General features: G+C 38.2%; 11 protein-coding genes and 2 pseudogenes. 9 read left to right on the top strand and 4 right to left on the bottom strand.

The features are described 5' to 3' along the window. Positions 1-696, bottom strand: coding sequence for a response regulator transcription factor (locus AC1TO6_RS07130; RefSeq protein WP_482100911.1), 696 nt, complete (start codon positions 694-696; stop codon positions 1-3). 167 nt (positions 697-863) lie between these two features. Between AC1TO6_RS07130 and AC1TO6_RS07125 the strand changes: the two genes are divergently transcribed. Further along, positions 864-2,363, top strand: a complete 1,500-nt coding sequence (locus tag AC1TO6_RS07125) for an aldehyde dehydrogenase family protein (RefSeq protein ID WP_482100910.1) — start codon at positions 864-866, stop codon at positions 2,361-2,363. Positions 2,364-2,529: 166 nt separating this feature from the next. Further along, positions 2,530-3,039 (top strand): annotated as a pseudogene (locus AC1TO6_RS07120) (purine-cytosine permease family protein); the annotation flags it as partial. Positions 3,040-3,407: 368 nt separating this feature from the next. Here AC1TO6_RS07120 and AC1TO6_RS07115 read toward each other — a convergent pair. After that, a complete protein-coding gene (locus AC1TO6_RS07115; protein ID WP_482100909.1) occupies positions 3,408-4,208 on the bottom strand; it encodes an IclR family transcriptional regulator in 801 nt (266 codons plus the stop codon). Positions 4,209-4,478: 270 nt separating this feature from the next. On the opposite strand from AC1TO6_RS07115, the pseudogene AC1TO6_RS07110 reads away from it, so the two are divergent. Continuing rightward, a pseudogene (locus tag AC1TO6_RS07110) lies at positions 4,479-5,947 on the top strand (aldehyde dehydrogenase). Positions 5,948-6,412: 465 nt separating this feature from the next. On the opposite strand, the gene AC1TO6_RS07105 reads toward AC1TO6_RS07110, so the two are convergent. Beyond that, the gene (locus tag AC1TO6_RS07105) at positions 6,413-8,809 is read right to left on the bottom strand and encodes a sensor domain-containing protein (protein ID WP_482100908.1); all 2,397 of its coding nucleotides are present in this window, start codon (positions 8,807-8,809) and stop codon (positions 6,413-6,415) included. A gap of 12 nt (positions 8,810-8,821) precedes the next feature. Then, positions 8,822-10,000: a beta-ketoacyl synthase N-terminal-like domain-containing protein gene (locus AC1TO6_RS07100; protein ID WP_482100907.1), complete on the bottom strand. Its 1,179-nt coding sequence runs from the start codon at positions 9,998-10,000 to the stop codon at positions 8,822-8,824. A 578-nt stretch (positions 10,001-10,578) separates the two neighbouring features. Between AC1TO6_RS07100 and AC1TO6_RS07095 the strand changes: the two genes are divergently transcribed. From AC1TO6_RS07095 to AC1TO6_RS07070, 6 genes are all read left to right on the top strand, one after another. Then, positions 10,579-10,794 carry a hypothetical protein gene (locus AC1TO6_RS07095; RefSeq protein WP_482100906.1) on the top strand — a complete coding sequence of 72 codons (216 nt, stop codon included), beginning with the start codon at positions 10,579-10,581 and terminating at the stop codon, positions 10,792-10,794. Between the two features lie 282 nt (positions 10,795-11,076). Then, positions 11,077-11,832 (top strand): cupin domain-containing protein, encoded by a 756-nt coding sequence (locus tag AC1TO6_RS07090; protein ID WP_482100905.1) that lies wholly within the window; start codon positions 11,077-11,079, stop codon positions 11,830-11,832. Positions 11,833-12,498: 666 nt separating this feature from the next. Next, on the top strand, positions 12,499-13,674 hold the full coding sequence (locus AC1TO6_RS07085; protein ID WP_482100904.1) for an AAA family ATPase: 1,176 nt from the start codon (positions 12,499-12,501) through the stop codon (positions 13,672-13,674). 15 nt (positions 13,675-13,689) lie between these two features. Then, positions 13,690-15,132, top strand: a complete 1,443-nt coding sequence (locus AC1TO6_RS07080; protein ID WP_482100903.1) for a vWA domain-containing protein — start codon at positions 13,690-13,692, stop codon at positions 15,130-15,132. 410 nt (positions 15,133-15,542) lie between these two features. Continuing rightward, complete coding sequence (locus AC1TO6_RS07075; RefSeq protein WP_482100902.1) at positions 15,543-16,736, top strand: chromate transporter; 1,194 nt, start codon at positions 15,543-15,545, stop codon at positions 16,734-16,736. A 237-nt stretch (positions 16,737-16,973) separates the two neighbouring features. Next, positions 16,974-18,419 carry a GMC oxidoreductase gene (locus tag AC1TO6_RS07070; protein ID WP_482100901.1) on the top strand — a complete coding sequence of 482 codons (1,446 nt, stop codon included), beginning with the start codon at positions 16,974-16,976 and terminating at the stop codon, positions 18,417-18,419. Positions 18,420-18,426: the final 7 nt, after the last annotated feature.

The raw sequence follows: 18,426 nt of genomic DNA, 5'->3' as shown, positions 1-18,426 counted from the left end.
TTAATGAATAATTCCTTTTCTAATTAATTCAGCGACCGCATGTACACGATTTTGCACTCCTAGTTTTTTGACAGCAGATTGGACGTATTGTTGGATTGTAAGTTCACTTATTCCCAATACACTCGCCATTTCTTTTGTCGTTTCTCCCCAAGAAATTCTTCTCATTACTTCCAATTCCCGTCTGCTTAAAAGTTGCGACGGCTGACGATTAGCTGTGTGCATAAATACTTTTCCAATTGATTTTCCAAAAAGCGTGAAATTGGATAGCATTTCTTTATCTATATTCGCCATTTGTTTAAACTCAGTTGTACAAATATATCCGAGGACAACGGAATCGACACATATTGGAGTAATAGCAATCGAATCATTTTTTGCAGTGACCATGTATTTACTATTTGTTTGCTTGAAAAAATCAATTCCGAAAGAGTACTTGGCCTTTCGTTCATGAATGGCCGAGTGAATAATTGGCAACGACCTGACATCATCTCTCATATCACGAATGTGTATTAATCCATTAGGAGTAATCGCAAGTATTCCCTCTGCTAAATACCCCAAAGGAGAATAGCGAAATAAATAGGAATTCAATACGGGAAAGAGTTCCATATACGACTTAAGAATAGTATACAATTGTTCTTCATGACTAGTAAGATCATCTAGTATTTGAATTTGATGTTTAAGAGTTTGAGAAAAAGTCATCCAGTCACTCCTTTTTAGGGATATGCTACTCATAAAATTGGGAATATTATAATTATACAGAATAACGTACTATAAAGATAGGAGGGAAAAGCTATAAAATTGGAAACTTTCGCAGTAATTAATATTATTTGACCAAACATTATTCTAATTTTAAGGGGATGAATCAAATGGAAAAAGTATTAGATCCAGTACAAGAAAGAATGATGAAAATTTTATCTGAACCAAAAAAAATGCTCATTAATGGTGAATGGGTAGCTTCCGCATCAGGTAAGACATTTGAATCCATTAATCCTGCAAATGGTCAAGTAATCGCAACAGTATACGAAGCTGGTGAAGAAGATGTGGATAAGGCCGTAGCCGCAGCAAAGGCAGCTTTTAAAGGTCCATGGTCACAGGTCTCTCCTGCTGAACGTTCCCGGTTAATTAATAAGCTTGCGGATTTAATCGAAGAACATCAAGATGAATTAACTTATCTTGAGACAATCGATTTTGGAAGTGTTGAAAGTCTCTCTCGTTATGGCTGGGTATTAGGAGCTGCGGACCATTTCCGCTATTATGCGGGCTGGGCAACCAAAATAAATGGTGAAACGATGACGTTAACAACAGGTGGGAATAAACACGCATACAGCATCAGACAGCCAATTGGCGTTTGTGGTCAAATAACCTCGTGGAATTTCCCAATACTGGGAGCATCTTGGAAATTAGCTCCTGCGTTAGCAGCTGGGAATACGTCGGTCTTAAAACCATCCCAATTCACCTCATTAAGTACATTGTATTTAGGTGAACTAATTAAAGAAGCCGGCTTCCCTGACGGAGTTGTCAATATTGTTACTGGCCCTGGAAGTGTAACGGGTGAAGCAATTACCAGCCACCCTGATGTCGAAAAAGTTGCCTTTACTGGTTCAACTTCTGTCGGTAAAGGGATTTTGCGCAAATCAGCTGATACCTTGAAGAAAGTTACATTAGAATTGGGAGGCAAATCACCACATATCATTTTTGCAGATGCAAATATTGAAAAAGCGGTTCAAAGTGCGTTTCTAGGTTTTACGATGAATCAAGGCCAGGTCTGCGCTGCTGGTTCTCGCGTTTATGTGGAAAGGTCTGTATACCAAGAAGTAACCGATAAATTAGTGGAAATGGCGAAGAACTTAAAAGTTGGCGATCCGTTTGATCCATCTTCAGAAATGGGGCCACTCGTTTCCAAAGAACAATACGAGCGGGTAACGAGTTATATTGAAATCGCAAAACAAGAAGGCGGAAAAATTTTGGTTGGCGGTAAAGCTCCAGCTGATAGCAGTCTCGCTAATGGTTATTACCTAGAGCCAACCATTATTGCAGAGTTGGATGAAAACTGCCGAGCTGTGAAAGAGGAAATCTTTGGTCCGGTTCTATGTATTCTTTCATTTGACGACGTCGATGAAGTCATCGAGCGTGGCAATTTAACAGAGTACGGACTGGTTGCAGGCGTCCATACTAGAGATATCAATAAAGCTCATAAAGTGATCAATGCACTTGATGCTGGTACAGTTTGGGTAAACGGCTACTATAATAGTAACTCGGCGATTCCTCTAGCTGGCTTTAAGCAAAGCGGAATTGGTGCTGAAATGGGTTACCCAGGAATTGAAATCTATACGAAGGCAAAGAGTGTCGTCATTGATTTAGATTGATATTTGTGGATGAGTAGAACAAGTAGAGAAGCAATTTTCTCTACTTGTTTTTATTTTGCGCTTGTAGTGAGGTGGAGTCTGGAGAGGGCCGGCGGCATAATCCCGAACTGACGGACAGAAAGGGGGTATAATCCTCTATTGAAATGGATGAGTTTGCGAGACATAACAAATTCGAATCAACATTACCAATATTTACAGCAGCTCGCTGTCCCTGTCGAACTTTTTTGAAAACATGTTCGGCTTTAAGCCAGGGCGTCGCTTTTGGGTCGTGGTGGCTGCGGTTGCTGCAATGTTCCTGATGCTCGGCGGCATTGTCGACCATCTCGGTATGGCAATGACTTTCCAAGGCGTCGCTTTAATGAGTTGGGCGTCGATTCTAGTAACAGATGCACTGATTCTTAAGAAATGGCTTAAAATCGGGCCAGGCTATTACGAATCAAGACAGAAAAATTTGTATAAATGGAATCCGGTCGGTGTTGTAGCGTTGACCGTGCCTACTGTGCTGGGGACGATTGCGGCGCTCGGCTATATGGGCACATTCCTCCAAATTACGGCAGCGTTTTTCGCAGCATTTTTGGCGGCTATTCTGACCGTCATCCTGGGGATAGCGACAAAAGGCCGTTATTATATGAAGAGAGAAGCGCATGATATTCCGAAAGAGGGTTGGATTGCCTGAGAAAACATAATGAGTTCCATCAATGAATTGCCGCACCTGTTAGCTTAGCGCTCCGCGGTGCGGTTTTTTGTTTATGACCATTTTCTTAAATATTGGTTTTTTTACTATTTATTCAAGTTTTTCGGTAAAACCATATAAGGTATATGCAAAAGGGACAAGTGAGCATGGAAATCGGTATAATTCTATTTCCCGCGTGATTTTATAATACAAAATTCTTTTTGTGTGCTGTTATCGATTTCAACTTTTCCATTCTCTTGATTTAGGAAGTGCTGAATACCATGTAAAAGTTAAAGTTTTTGATGGATATGCATCCCGTAGGCCAAGTGCATTGGCTACATAACAAGCCTCTATTCAATCACACCCCAAAATCAACTCCGTAAATGTTTGAAATACCGTTCATCATACCCAAGTCGTTCCGATGCTTCATTTCCTGCCTCCATGACTTTTTTTGCAATTTGATTGATTTTATGGTCTGTCATTCGTTGGATGGGACCGACTACAGCAACGGCACTCACAATCTGGCCAGTATAGTCACGGATTGGGGCTGCAACTGATCTCGTTCCCTCGGTTAGCTCCTCTGTACTGACTGCAAATCCCTGCTGGCGAATCGTTTCAAGCTCATTTCGTAATTGAGCGGGATTCGTAAGTGTATTATTCATATGGGCAACCAGTCCTTCTTCAATCACTTTTTCTACAATGTTGGATTCACTAAAAGCAAGTAGGACCTTACCTGAACTTGTACAATAGGACGGATTTCTTCTGCCAAGATGAGTCAAGATGCGAACAGGATGATTGCACTCTTCCTTATGAATATAAATCGTTTCAAGTTCATCTAATATGGCTAAATGCGCTGTTTCACCCGTATCATTAACTAATTTGGACAGAACAGGTGTGGCCTCCTTATGAATCTCTAAATCATTTGTGATAATTCCACCTAAGGTGAGAACGGATAACCCTAAACGGTAAACATTGGTCTTCTCGTCTTTTGTTACGAAACCTTCACTTGCTAGCGTTGAAAGTAGTCTACTTACGGTACTTTTACCTAAACCTAAGGATTTGGAAAGCTCGTTAACTCTCTTCGTAGGTTCAAAGGTTGAAAAACTTTTGAGTATACGTAGTGCATTTCTGACGGAAGTTAGAATTTGTGGACTTCCTTTATTTTCTGGCATGACTTTTTTACCCTCCAATATTTTTGTTCCGTATAAAGGAACAGTATAATTCATAATTATATCAGCGAAAGATGCTTGATGTATACATATACTCTAAGTAAATTATATCATCGATCGGTTATATTTTTTTGTTGTATTCGTTCCGCATAGAGGAACGACGATGTTTATATATTTTGATATTACCTCTATAGTTAGGTCAAGTTGATAAATAGTTCTGATTTTGAACGTTTATTAACTATACATTTATGGAAAAATAAAGATGGATTTATCATGCAAACAACAGAAACAAAGGTGATAGTAAGTCCAATCGATTGTTTCCGCTATATTAATGGAAAGTATTTGCAATCAGTCAATGGTAAAACATTTGAAAATATTAACCCGGCAACTGAAGAGGTGTTAGGAATTGTTGCAGAAGGCGGAAAAGAAGAAGTAGATCATGCAGTCGGTATCGCAAGAAGGGCACTTAAAGGCGATTGGGGAAACATGCCATTAAGTCAGCGCTCCGCTATCATTCGTAAAATAGGCGATTTGATCTTAGAAAGAAAAGAGGAATTAGCAATACTCGAGTCCTTGGATACAGGAAAGCCATTATGGCTTTCGAAAAAAGTGGATATTGAACGTGCAGCGTACAATTTCCATTTCTTTGCTAACTATATGACAACAGTAGGAACGGAGGCATACCAACAAGATAATATAGCCTTGCATTTCGCGATACGTCGACCAGTTGGTGTCGTTGGATTAATTAACCCATGGAATCTTCCGCTGCTACTAATGACGTGGAAGCTTGCTCCAGCTCTTGCGGCAGGTATAATACAGTTGTTATGAAACCATCGGAAATAACGCCGATGACAGCAACGGTATTAGCACAAATTTGTACGGATGCTGGTGTACCAGATGGCGTCGTAAATATGGTACATGGTAAAGGTGAAACTGGGGCAGCTATCACATCACATGAAGATGTTGATGCTATCGCGTTTACTGGTGAAACAACTACGGGTACTGCCATTATGGAAGCCGTAGCGCCAACCATCAAGAAATTATCTTTCGAACTAGGTGGGAAAAACCCAAATATTATTTTTGCAGATGCAGATCTAGATGATGTAATCGATACAACGTTGCGATCTAGTATTATTAATCAAGGAGAGGTTTGCTTATGCGGTTCAAGAATTTATATTGAGCGACCTATTTACGATGAATTCATAGAGGAATTTGTAGCAAGAACCAAGGAATTAAAAGTAGGCGATCCATTTGATCCAGATACAAAAGTTGGGGCATTGGTTAGTGAAGAACATTTTGAAAAAGTAGTAAGCTATTTAGAAATTGCCAAGGAAGAGGGGGGCACATTCTTAACTGGTGGGAAAACTCCTGAAGGATTGGAAAAAGGGTTTTTCGTAGAGCCAACAATCATTTCAGGGTTAGGAAAAAATTCACGATGTGTCCGTGAGGAAATTTTTGGCCCAGTCGTAACGGTAATCCCATTTGATACCGAAGAAGAAGTATTGGAGCAAGTGAATGATACACCCTATGGACTAAGTGCTAGTGTTTGGACCTCTGATATTAAACGTGCTACCCGAGTATCGACACAAATTGAAGTTGGTATGGTCTGGATTAACACTTGGTTCTTACGTGATCTACGTACACCATTCGGTGGTATGAAACAGAGCGGTTTAGGGCGTGAGGGTGGCGCGCATAGCTTTGACTTCTACTCTGAATTAACAAATATTACAATCAAACAGTAAGAGTAAGCGTTAATGAAGACAGAATATCTACCCAATACAAAAAGCATTGTGGAACATGGAGCTGCATACAATTTTTGAAAAAATGAGAAAACATTTAATTATACGACCAGTTGACGGAATTGTACCGGAGACTGGTCGTTTAGTTTCAATTTTTAGACCTTTGCCAAAGATATAATGTTTACCAACAGGTAGTTTTAGACGGTGTAGCTCACGTTTTGATACTATGGCATCTAACTTGTACACTTAAAGGAACTAGAGAAAAATAATCTACTAGTAAAAGCTTTATAGTTAACAAAAAGCAATAGGAAAAGGTGCGATAACTTCAAGGCCTCACCAATTCCTTTGCCGAGGGGAAAAATAAAAATGACTATCCAATTGTATCTAGATTGGATAGTCATTTTTTGTTTAAATGAAACCATTTACAAGTGTTTCATGTCAAAAATGTATCGTTAGCATTCCAATGGGTCAGTCGCCCGATGTAAGCCATTTTTCTTTGAAATCGATTGCAGGGAGTGGGGGGCTGAAGTAATAGCCTTGAGCGTAATCACAGCCAATCTCATTTAAGAATTGATATTCTTCTTGTCCTTCTACACCTTCAGCTATGACTTTCAAATCGAGTTCTTTTGCTACGGCTATAATCGTTTTTACAATGGCTTTGCTCTCATCGTCTCGATTCATTCCAATAACAAATGATTTATCGATTTTCAATGAATCCAGTGGATATTTATTCAAATAGCCGAGTGATGAGTATCCTGTTCCAAAGTCATCCATTGATAGACTTATACCAAGTTCTTTTAAGGCACCTAACTTTTCACTCATCGCCTCTGCATACATCGCAATACTTTCAGTAATCTCTAACACGATATAGGTCGCATCAAGTGCATTGTTCTCAATTGTGGTTTTCACCTTCTCTAGAAAATTTGGATCGATTAATTGTCTGACAGATACATTAATACCTACTCTTAATGGCTTATATGCTTCCTCTTGCCAACGAGCACTTTGTTCAATTGCTGTATTCAGTACCCAGTGGCCTATTGGAATAATCATTCCTGTTTCTTCCGCAATTGAAATAAATTCATCCGGTGTAACTTGTCCAAGTGTTTTGTTATTCCAGCGTATAAGAGATTCCATTCCCATGATTTCATTTGTTTTCAGATTCATAATAGGCTGGTAATAAAGTTCGAATTCTTCATTTTCTAAAGCGGTTCTTAATTGTTTTTCAATCATCATTTTTCTGTAAAAATCATGATGCATTTCCGATGTAAACAATTGATAGTTATTTTTCCCTCTATCTTTCACATAGTACATTGCGGTATCTGCATGTTTTATTAATGTATTAGCGTCATCCCCATCATTTGGAAAGAGGCTAATTCCAATGCTTGGAGTAATATGGTAATTGCTACCGTCGATTAAAAAGCTGTTTCTGAATTCTCCCAATAATTCCTTGGCAAAGTCTTCACTATCTTTCGCCTTATAATGAGGAAGTAAAATGGTGAATTCATCGCCACCAATACGATAAAACCCTGCAGAATTATGTTTTTTCTTGATTAAGTTTTCAATACGTCTTGATACTTCTATTAATAAGAGATCACCGACGTCATGTCCAAGTGTGTCATTGATGTATTTAAATCGATCTAAATCGAGAAACATTATTGCATTCTGACTTGTCTCGGTTTTAGCTTTTTCTAAAAGGTTAGTTAAGTTCTCATTAAACATTCTTCGATTCGGTAATCCTGTTAAAGCATCATGATTTGCTTGGAGCTTGATCGTATCCTCATATTTTATTCGTTCCGTAATGTCTGTAGATACAGCAAGTAGCACTGAACTATCATTGGTATCTATTGGTATTTTAACAGTTTGTAACCAGATGGTATCTCCTGAATTGGCAGTTACGGCTTCTTCTCTAATGAAGAGTTTTTCCGAATGTTTGTGCATATTCTTTTCTTGATTGACGTTTTGTTTCACTACACGTGTATCATGATGTATGTCATAGTCTGTTTTCCCAATCATATCTTGAATTCTCATGCCCATTAACTGTGCATATGATTGATTCACAAGTGTATATCGATCACTTTCGTCGAGAGCATAAATATAGTTTGGGTTTAAATCTATGACTTGGAATAGAAACTTCTTTTGATCAGATAGCTTCTTATTCATATTGTTTACTAATTCAAGATACATTCGGCTCGTAAGAATTAATAAGGAAATAGCAAAGACCAAGATCGCAATCGAACTTGGGTACAATCTTGTCGAAGGGAACATATTTAAAATGCCTATTGCGTATGCAATTGACGTAAAGATATTAAAATAAACTAAAAATGAACGCACGCTCTTATCTTGAACATGTAAACTAATCAAAAAACAGGTAATCATACTAACTATAAAAAGAAGAACATTTGCATTGTAAAACCATGACAGCTCTCCGTAAACAGGGAAGTAAAATATATTAGAACCAAATTTTAAAAGCTCTAATTCACTAATCCCTTTAACACTCCATCCGCTTATGTAAACTAGAAAGGATAAGCCATAGAATAATAAGACGGTAATACGATTTACAAAAAAACGCCACTTTTTTTTCAAGTCATCTGATAGCATCTCTTGAACAATTGTATACCCAACATAGAAAAGCGTAGGCGTTATCATGATAGAGCCAAATCGAAAGAGTTTGAAAAAGAATTCAATAGTCTCTTTTTTGAACAAATCATACGAATATAAGAATGCAACATCTAATTGCCAGAATGAGGCTAAGAGGAGAAATATAAAAATGATTTTTGATAGATTATTATTTTTGAATAAAACAAGTATCGTAATTCCAATACATAAGGGGATACAAGTTAACAAAATTAAAAAAAGAAAAAACATATAATGAGCCTCCTATGCATGTGTCAATAATAGACAAGCATTATTCCCGCTACTCCCATGGGTAGTTATACATACGGACTCTACAGCTTGATATCTAGTTTGATAAACAATCGGTACGTCTTCAAATCCATTCCCAGTTGTTTTAATTGTAGGGGGGATAAATCCATATTCCATTGAAAGCAGCGATGAAATGATTTGCATTGCTCCCATTGCACCAAATGTATGTCCAATCATACCTTTTATTGAAGTGATTGGAACGTCCGTACCAAAGGTTTCCTTAAGGATAAATCGTTCTATCTGATCATTGGTTTTTATACCAAGTGCCTGACTGTTCACATAACTTGGTTTAGTATTTCCAACGGCTTCTTGAAAAACTTCTAGCATATGTCTACCAGTTACATCTGAGCTTAATAGTTTTTGTCCTTCATTTCTTGAAATGACACGTTCAATTTTACCGTATATTTTTTGTCCGCGCGCTTGTGCAGATTGTCTCCGCTCTAGAACGATGACACCTGCCCCTTCGGCTAAAACAAAACCGCGATGTTTCGTTGAAAATGGGACTCCAGCTTGATCAATAGTCGGCTCAGTCGAGAGGGATCTTATCTTTTTAAAGCCATTGATCGTCCATTGGCCTAAAGGTGCATCTGTTCCTCCTACTATACAAGCATCTACAGTCCCGTTCTCAAGTAGGAGTTTTCCCATCAAAACTGCGTCAATACTGGCAGTACATCCTGTTGTTAATGTGAAGGTAGGTCCGCGCGTTCCTAACGCTTCAGCAACAGAAACAGAAAGAGTATGTGTATCAACAATTGAAACCCCATGAATAGGGAAGGTTTTCAAATCAAAACCCGCAGTAGCGTATTGTTCAATTTCAAGAATTGCGCCAGCAGCTGTACCTAAAATTACTGCAACACGCTGTGGCTTAAAATAATCTGAATTCGCCATTTTAGAAGCATCCATTGCAGCAGCAATTGCCATTCTTACAGAACGCGGATATCGTTTATGGTTTTTCCCATTTATCTCTAGAAAACTGTCCTCTATTAAACCCGCAACGATAATAGTATGAGGCTGATTATCATTTTTTAAAATGCTCTGTGTACAGATACCTTTATCTAATACCTTTAAAAAGCTGTTTTTATCATAAACACCAGGAGCTTTAATGCCATACCCTGTTATTACGATATCGTCCAAGTAAATCACCTACAAATTTCGACTTTATTTCATTATATACGACAAAATAAGGTGAAGTCTATTTTCTCGGGTCTAGAGACCTGTTATAATAATTCGAATATTTCTTCATTAAATTGTAACATGCACATTGGATATTTACGTATTATTTGCGTGATATATATTTTAAGAGTCGATTGTTCCCACTAAGAATGATGTGGGCTTTTTTTGTTTAATAAAACCTGAAGGAGTGCTGAAATAAAATGAAATAGAAACAAAAAAGTTTTCGTTTTCTGTTTCAGTGGGTTGCATAAAATACGATTGATGATGGGAAATATTGAATGCTTTTTTTATAATACGAGTAGGTCTGTTTTGAGGATATATTCAAAATATTCATTCTGGTTTTGGGTAGGTTTTTACAAGAATCGAAAGTGCTATTCTACTAAAGGGTCAAGTAAGTTAAATAAGACCCTTTCCATCTGTTTAATTGTGAGCCAGCTCATGTTATAATGAGGAACTTAGGATAATTATAACTTTTACTCATAATTGAACGGATGCCAAAAAAGCCTCCGCTAAGCAATAAAATATGGAGGTATTAGAGAATGATTAAACGATGGACGATCGGCAAAATAAATGAGTTTGTTGAGAAAAATTCGGATAGTAAGTTGTTAACGACAGAATATCATGGTTTTTCTCAAAAGTTACTATTTAAATGTGCATGTGGTAGCAACTTTGAAAAAACATTTACGAAATTTAATAATAATAACCAACGTAAATGTGACGTATGCCAACCGCCAAAAGCGTCACGCGACGAATAGCGAATAAACGAAGTGCTGATTTCTATTATAGAGAAATCAGCACTTCGTTTATTTTATAGTAGCAAGGGTTAGTAAATGAAATATCATAGAATGTTGGATGTAGTTAAATTAGAATGCCATTCACAATCAGGATATAAAAATCTGTTAACCAACGAAGCGAATTATTTAATAAAAAAGTTCTAGGCTATAAACACTTACATTTAATAAGGCACCCTGAATTTAAGTACAATGCTTTAACAAGTTGCATAGGATACATTGATAAACTGTGAAGGGATTGAAAAAATGTACTATGTACCTTGTGTTTATCAATATCCTTATTATGTTAATGTGCCCATGTATAGTTATGGAAGACAGGTCTATGGTGATGGACGTATTTCGTTAACAGATTATGGACCAGAACAGTTTGTCGTAAATATCAATGAAGCAACGAAGCAAAACAATACGTATCGTACTGCTTTGTGGACAGGAACACATTTACAGGTGACTTTAATGAGCCTCAATGTTGGCGAAGATATCGGTTTGGAGATGCATCCTGACGTTGATCAATTCCTACGTATTGAACAGGGCCAGGGGATTGTTCAAATGGGCAAGAGTAGAGATAATTTAAACTTTGAAAGAAATGTCTATGATGATTCTGCAATAATGTTACCTGCTGGAACATGGCATAATCTAACCAATACAGGTAATATTCCGCTTAAATTATACTCGATATATGCCCCTCCTAACCATCCATCTGGCACTGTCCATGTTACCAAAGCAGATGCATTAGCTTCGGAAGAAGGCAACGGTCATGGTGAGGGAAATACAGTGATTTCTGGGAGAACCCCAGATGAATGGATACAGCACACAAAGTTTTTGGTAAATGAAGGATTAGAGGATGTTAAAAGAGGAATAAATGCTACACACATTCTTCAAGAATTTATTCTGATGGGGGTTCTTGTAGGTAAAGGATATTCTCCTGAAAAAGCTTATGAGACAGTGGAAGACTGGGAGCGGACAGGGGTATCTAAACTTCTTCAACAAAGCAAAAATATGTAGAAATAGACTGAATGCATATAAATAGATGGAAGTGTTTCTGAATTTTTAATAAATACAATAGTCATGCATAATTCAAGTTACGATGCATATAATAAAGTTGAACCATTTCCTTTGAATAAGATTTATTCAGAGGAAGAGCTATAGGTTATCAGTGGGTTCTTATGACAATCTATAGTTAGAAAAAGGGTGACGATTAGGCGCCGTGAAAAATTGAATCACTATCCGGACTTAGGGTGCCGGAAGTTCGCTAGCAACTTAAAACCTAATCATTATATTCAAGAAAAAGGGAGGAAGTATTTATACTTTCCTCTCTTTTTTGATTGAAAATGATTAATTGACATGGTTAATGATACATACCTTCCATATTTAGCGGGATAGTTTATTGGAGAGAGCGGAAACTGGGGAAGTCTTATTTACTTATTTATCCCAATTTGTTGAACGAGCTGTTCGACAGTGGTATGACTTTACCTAAAAGAATATTGGATGCAAAGACATCTAGGATAAAAATAGGTTACTCGGATGATTAAAATGATTGTGTATCCATCAAACTGTAATGTAAAGAAGGAATCTTTCAGAGAGAAATGGGACAAGTGTTATTAAAGCGTAACATTGTGCGTTAGAAGCCGAATTCATTTTTTTACATTCCAAAGTTAGGAGTTATATAAAATGACAATAACTAATTTGAAGAAGTTAGAGGAAATCAGACAGGCACTCAATTCAAAGTTTTTCGAACGAGAGAAAGAAGTTGAGGGGATTCTTGTCGCTCTGCTCTCTAGACAGCATATGCTTATGATTGGACCTGCCGGGACTGCGAAATCCGCATTGTCGTTTGAGTTAGCAAAAATCGTTAAAGGAACAGAATACTTCCAGTGGTTGCTGACGAGATTCAGTACACCGGAAGAATTGTTTGGTCCTTTGTCGTTAAAAGACCTTGAACAAGGCGTTTACAAGAGGAATACAGCAACTAAAATGCCGGAAGCCAATTTAGTTTTTCTTGACGAACTATTCAAAGCAAACTCGGCAATCTTGAATAGTTTGCTGACGCTTATCAACGAACGCCTCTTCTATAATAATGGAACGCCAGTAAAGGTTCCTTTAATGTCAGTTATTGGAGCTTCAAATGAATATCCTGAAGAGGGAGAAGGGCTGGAAGCTCTTTTCGACAGGTTTCTACTTCGATTCGAGCTAGATTACATTGCCAATGAAACGAATTTTGTTTCTATGATGAAGGGGAACGGGCAAAATCAGGTCATGCCCTCCTTGACGATGGAAGAATTGATTCAACTTCAGTTTCTTACGGATATGGTTACGATACCGGATGAAGTGTATGAAACACTTTCGGAAATTCGAAATAATTTGCGTGACGAGGGGATACGCCCTTCTGACAGGCGGTTTAAGCAATCGCTATCGGTTCTTCAAGCGAAGGCGTTGATAAACCAAAGGCAAATAGTAAGGATAGATGATATTGTGATCCTTGAAAATGCCCTTTGGGAAACGGTGGATCAAAAAGATACCGTGTCTACCATTATTCGCAACCATTCACAAGATATACTTACTCAGGCCCTCCATTCCATACAAAATGAAGCAAATGAAGTATTCTGCGCCATACTGCAGGATCATTCAGCGGAAGCTGGAATGGAAGCAACTCAAAAAATGAAAGCTTTAGTGGCTGATTTGAAGAACCTACAAAGTCACAATCAAAGTCGGAAAGCTGATATCGACCTCTTACTTGATAAAGTGACCTCGATGGAACATGAAATCCTAGATAGTGTTTTAGAGCCGTGGTATTTCGATCCTCAAAATGATAAGAGAGGGCCTACTGGCACCTTTTTTAATATGTGATAAGGAGTGTTCTCTGTGAAGGGGCGTAAAAGTCACAATGATAATCGTTCAGTCTTGAATACAGACGCATTCGATAAAAGACGCTTCAAAGAAATTTTTGACTTGTCTCTGGGTCTTCAAAAGGTAAGAAATGAAGGTGCGTTGCCAATGTTCGAACCGCTACTTGCTGATATTTGGGCTTCCTTATATAAGATGAAACCTGAAATTTTGGCAGGGGACGTAGATGGTGTTCTCAAGGTGAATAAAACAATCATGGAAAGAATTATGGTGGATGAATCCTTTGTACACTACCGAAGTTTCACCCGATTGGATGATTTGTTGTCAGCTATCGGTACGGTGAAATTCGGAGAGCAGACGAATCAGTGGCTGGCTGTCCAAAAAGAGGAAGATGAGGATTTTCAAAAACTGATGCAGGAAGCTCACGTAATGCAGAGGCAACTTCAAAAACAGAATTGGCAAGCAGATATAAAAAGTGGAAGTCGGGAATCAGAAGAGAGTTTTTCAGAAGTGATGACTAATCTTAATGAAAAACTTCAGCAGATGCTTAAAAAAAACAATCATAGCTTTTCACATGCATTGGCTCAAGCCATGCAAGAAACAAGACAAGTGAAAGACAGTCTGAAATCGTTGCTTGGCGGCTGCAGTGCAGGGAGTGGTGATGCAGAATTAAAAAAGGTTCCTTTGCGCGACCAACTAGCATTAGCTGAAAAAATGACTTCTGATAAAAAGATGAAAGAAATAGCGCAGTGGGCAGGTAGATTCAAACAGATAGCTCGTAAAAAGCAGAAAAGCATACATAGGGAGTCTGTGGGAAGAAGGGGAGTTACGTTAGGTAATGAAATCGAGAAGTTACTCCCGATGGAATTTTGCTTATACATGCATCCAATATCGAAGAACGATTTTCTCCGTCGCTTAGTGGAAGGTGAGACCATGCAATATGAACAGAAAGGGCGTGAGGTATTGGAGAAGGGCCCAATCGTACTTTGTCTAGATCAGTCAGGCAGTATGTACAAACTGGATGCACAATCCAAAGGTTTTATATTAACCCTCATGTCCATTGCGAGAAAGCAGCGAAGGGATTTTTGCTTGATATTATTCTCTACTCGTACAGAAATCCATAAATATGAAAAAGGAAAAATTAAAGGGTCTGATTTGGTTGGTTTGGCTCGAATCTTTTTGGGTGGAGGAACGAATTTTGCACTTCCGCTTGATCTAGCAATGAATGTAATCAACGAAAGTCGGTTTAAACAAGCCGATATCGTTTTTGTTACGGATGGTGAAGACACTTTAAGTGATTCATATCTACTAGCATTCAACAAAAAGAAAAAAGAAAAGAATTTCAACGTGCTTTCGCTAGTGCTAGGAAGCAGTATAAAAATAGTGGAACAATTTTCAGACAAGGTTGTTCGAGTTGATGATTTTGATGAAGCAGGTAGTTTTACTGCCTTTGAAATATGAACTAGTAGAGTTCATGTATGTCGACATCTACCCGTCTAAACGAAGCAGAATATCTACAAATCGATGTAAATGCAGAAATTCATCAGTACATTGGTAAAGAGTTGCAAGGTAAATCGTAGAATATATTGGACAATCAAGGGTTCCGTCATAATGACGTGATCCTTTTTTGGCGTTTTAAACCGAATGTCCAGAATTAAATTCATGTTAAGAGATTGTAAATTATCTAGATTATACCTGGAATATACTATTTGGAATGCTATATTTATGTTGTTGGAAACCGTTATTTAGTAACAGCTTGGAGGATAAGTTATTACTCAACAACTGATAAAGGAAACTTGTCCTAATAGAAGCTAGAAAGAAAGCATATGACCTCTACATAGAAATAAAAGACTAACAATAAGGAGCTAACGATGAAAAAAACTAACCCAAACAGGGGATTCAAATCACTTTTGGAAATATTCTTAGTTTCAACACGACTTGGTTTGACCTCTTTCGGTGGACCAACCGCTCATTTAGGGTATTTTCATGAAGAATACGTACGAAGAAGAAAATGGATGGATGAAAAGAGTTATGCGGATTTAGTTGCTTTAGCTCAGTTCTTACCTGGTCCGGCCAGTAGCCAAGTAGGAATCGGGATAGGCGTGATGCGAGCAGGAATACTTGGTGGAATTATATCTTTTATTGGATTTACACTCCCTTCAGTTATAGTACTTATACTTTTTGCTTTACTGCTCACTGGATTTGATGTAGGAAATGCCGGATGGATTCATGGGTTAAAAATTGTGGCAGTAGCGGTAGTTGCACATGCCATTATAGGTATGGCGAAAAATTTGACGCCTGATTTAAAAAGAAAAGCCATTGCTCTATTTGCACTAATCGGTACACTTCTTTGGCAAACAGCTTTTACTCAAGTAGGTGTGATTTTACTAGCTGCACTCTTTGGATTCATTTTGTTTAAACAACATGATGAAATTGAAGAAGGTAGTTCGAAATTTCCAATCGCTAAAAGTATTTCGGTGATTTGTCTACTGTTGTTTTTCGCATTGTTATTTCTTTTACCAGTTATCAGAGAAGTAACTGGATCATTCTGGGTGGCTATGTTCGATAGTTTTTATCGATCGGGTGCTTTAGTTTTCGGTGGCGGTCATGTCGTTTTGCCTTTATTGGAACAAGAACTTGTTCCAACTGGCTGGATAAGCGAAGAAGCATTTTTAGCAGGCTATGGTGCAACACAAGCGGTACCCGGTCCGCTATTTACATTTGCAGCTTATTTAGGAACCGTTATGAAAGGTTGGCAGGGTGGTTTGGTTGCGACGTTTGCAGTATTCCTACCTGCTTTCCTTCTGATTTTAGGTGCATTACCATTTTGGGATAGCTTAAGAAGTAATCCTAAAATTAAAGGCGCAATAATGGGCGTAAATGCTGCAGTTATAGGGATACTAATCTCTGCTTTTTATTTCCCGATATGGACAAGTTCAATCTTAGCACCAATCGATTTTGCTTTAGCTGCAATTTTGTTCAGTATGCTTGCCTTTTGGAAGCTTCCACCTTGGATCATTGTAGTTACTGGAGCAATCGGAGGTTCATTATTAGCTTTAATATAATATGCGGGTTCATAAACAAAAAAAGCAAAATAAAGTTCCAGTTTCTAAATTAAAAAATAACAATAAAGAGAATCGTCTGTTAACTAATTGCTTAGTTAAACGGACGATTTTTTTGCTGTTTGATTATGTGCATCTCCGATAATGCTCCAAAATAGCAATCGATATAACTTGTCATATAGGACAAACGTCCATGCATATCTTAAAAGGATGTTTATGAAGGGGAGAGTGGTTGTACCCGTGGTGAAGTATAAAAATAATTGGATTCCAACAAAAACACTTGAGGAAATGTCAGGGACAAATTATGATGTCCTCATTGTGGGGAGTGGCCCCGGTGGTGGAGCAACCTTACAAAGGCTTTGTGAACTGTGGAAAAATAAAGGGGCAAAAAAAATTGGGATTCTTGAAATGGGAGATAAGTTATTTCATTCCCATTCTTTAAACATTCCCACGCAAAACGTTAATACTGCCAGAGATGTACTTCTTCCTGATAATTCAACAGTTATAGGTGAGCGTTTGCCTCAATTTCCGGGAGCGAGAATGGTATATGCACTTGGGGGAAGGTCATTATTTTGGAACGCGGCGACTCCTCGGCCAATTCAAGAAGAGCTCAATAAATGGCCGATTAACACTAGGGAATTGAATGCATATTTAGGGATGGCCGAGAAATTAATGCATGTTACAACCGATTATGCGAAAGGTTCATCGATGCAAAATACGCTTTTAAAGAGGCTCCATGCGGGTGGAATACTTGAAGCCAATGATATGCCAGTTGCTTTTGACATGACACCTTCCAGGCAAGGAGAAGTCCATTCAAACCCTTGGTTCAGCTCTATCAATGCATTAGCTTCAGCCCTTTTTGATCGACCCTATGATCTCGCTGTAAATGCCTTTGTCTCTCAAGTAATTGTTGAAAATGGTAAAACAAGTGGAGTAGAAGTGTTTTCCCAGGATAAGAAAGCTCATATTATTCGGGCAAAGAATGTTGTCGTATCTGCAAGTACTTTAGAGACTCCACGTTTATTGCTTAATTCTGGAATTCAGGGACCTGCTATTGGTCGATATTTAACAGGGCATGTGTCCATCATCGCGATTGGAACAATAAGTCGGAGTAAGTTTTCTGATAAACTCGGAAATTTATCTATTTTGAAATTTGAAACAAGCGAGTCCCCATATCAAATTCAAATATTGGGTCCAGATCAATATTTTTCGTACCAGCAATTCGAAGACAAAGTGCTAAAAGATACTCTTGGGATCGCATACGCTGCCTTTGGAAAAGTTGAGCCTCGGGCTGAGAATAGAGTGTACATTGATCCGTCTGCAAAGGATGAATTTGGTGTACCATTACAACAAGTTCAATATTCATTAAGTAAAAAAGACCTTCAAGTAGCTGAACAAGTCAAACAAGGAATTATCCGATCTGCTGCTGCGATGGGCGTTACTTTAGATACTTCAACTCTAACTCTTCGTCCGCCAGGGAGTGACATGCACGAGGCTTCCACTTGCAGAATGGGTGAGGATCCAAATACTTCAGCTACAAATCGCCACGGTCAAATACATGGTGTGAAAGGTTTATTTGTAGCTGACAACAGTGTTCTTCCTTCACTGACCGCAGCTGGCCCTGTCCTCCCTAATGTAGCTTTAGCTATAAGGCTAGCGGATCATATTGTTCGTCAATCAAGTTAAATAAGTT

The sequence above is a fragment of the Sporosarcina sp. Y352 genome (genome assembly GCF_056786535.1).
The sequence above is the reverse complement of the archived record's forward strand: the minus strand, read 5'-3'. Positions and strand labels throughout refer to the sequence as shown.

Bases quoted from the DNA above. Each gene is read 5' to 3' on its own strand.
- AC1TO6_RS07130 (WP_482100911.1), bottom strand. From the start codon at position 696: ATGACTTTTTCTCAAACTCTTAAACATCAAATTCAAATACTAGATGAT.
- AC1TO6_RS07125 (WP_482100910.1), top strand. From the start codon at position 864: ATGGAAAAAGTATTAGATCCAGTACAAGAAAGAATGATGAAAATTTTA.
- AC1TO6_RS07115 (WP_482100909.1), bottom strand. From the start codon at position 4,208: ATGCCAGAAAATAAAGGAAGTCCACAAATTCTAACTTCCGTCAGAAAT.
- AC1TO6_RS07105 (WP_482100908.1), bottom strand. From the start codon at position 8,809: ATGTTTTTTCTTTTTTTAATTTTGTTAACTTGTATCCCCTTATGTATT.
- AC1TO6_RS07095 (WP_482100906.1), top strand. From the start codon at position 10,579: ATGATTAAACGATGGACGATCGGCAAAATAAATGAGTTTGTTGAGAAA.
- AC1TO6_RS07090 (WP_482100905.1), top strand. From the start codon at position 11,077: ATGTACTATGTACCTTGTGTTTATCAATATCCTTATTATGTTAATGTG.
- AC1TO6_RS07085 (WP_482100904.1), top strand. From the start codon at position 12,499: ATGACAATAACTAATTTGAAGAAGTTAGAGGAAATCAGACAGGCACTC.
- AC1TO6_RS07075 (WP_482100902.1), top strand. From the start codon at position 15,543: ATGAAAAAAACTAACCCAAACAGGGGATTCAAATCACTTTTGGAAATA.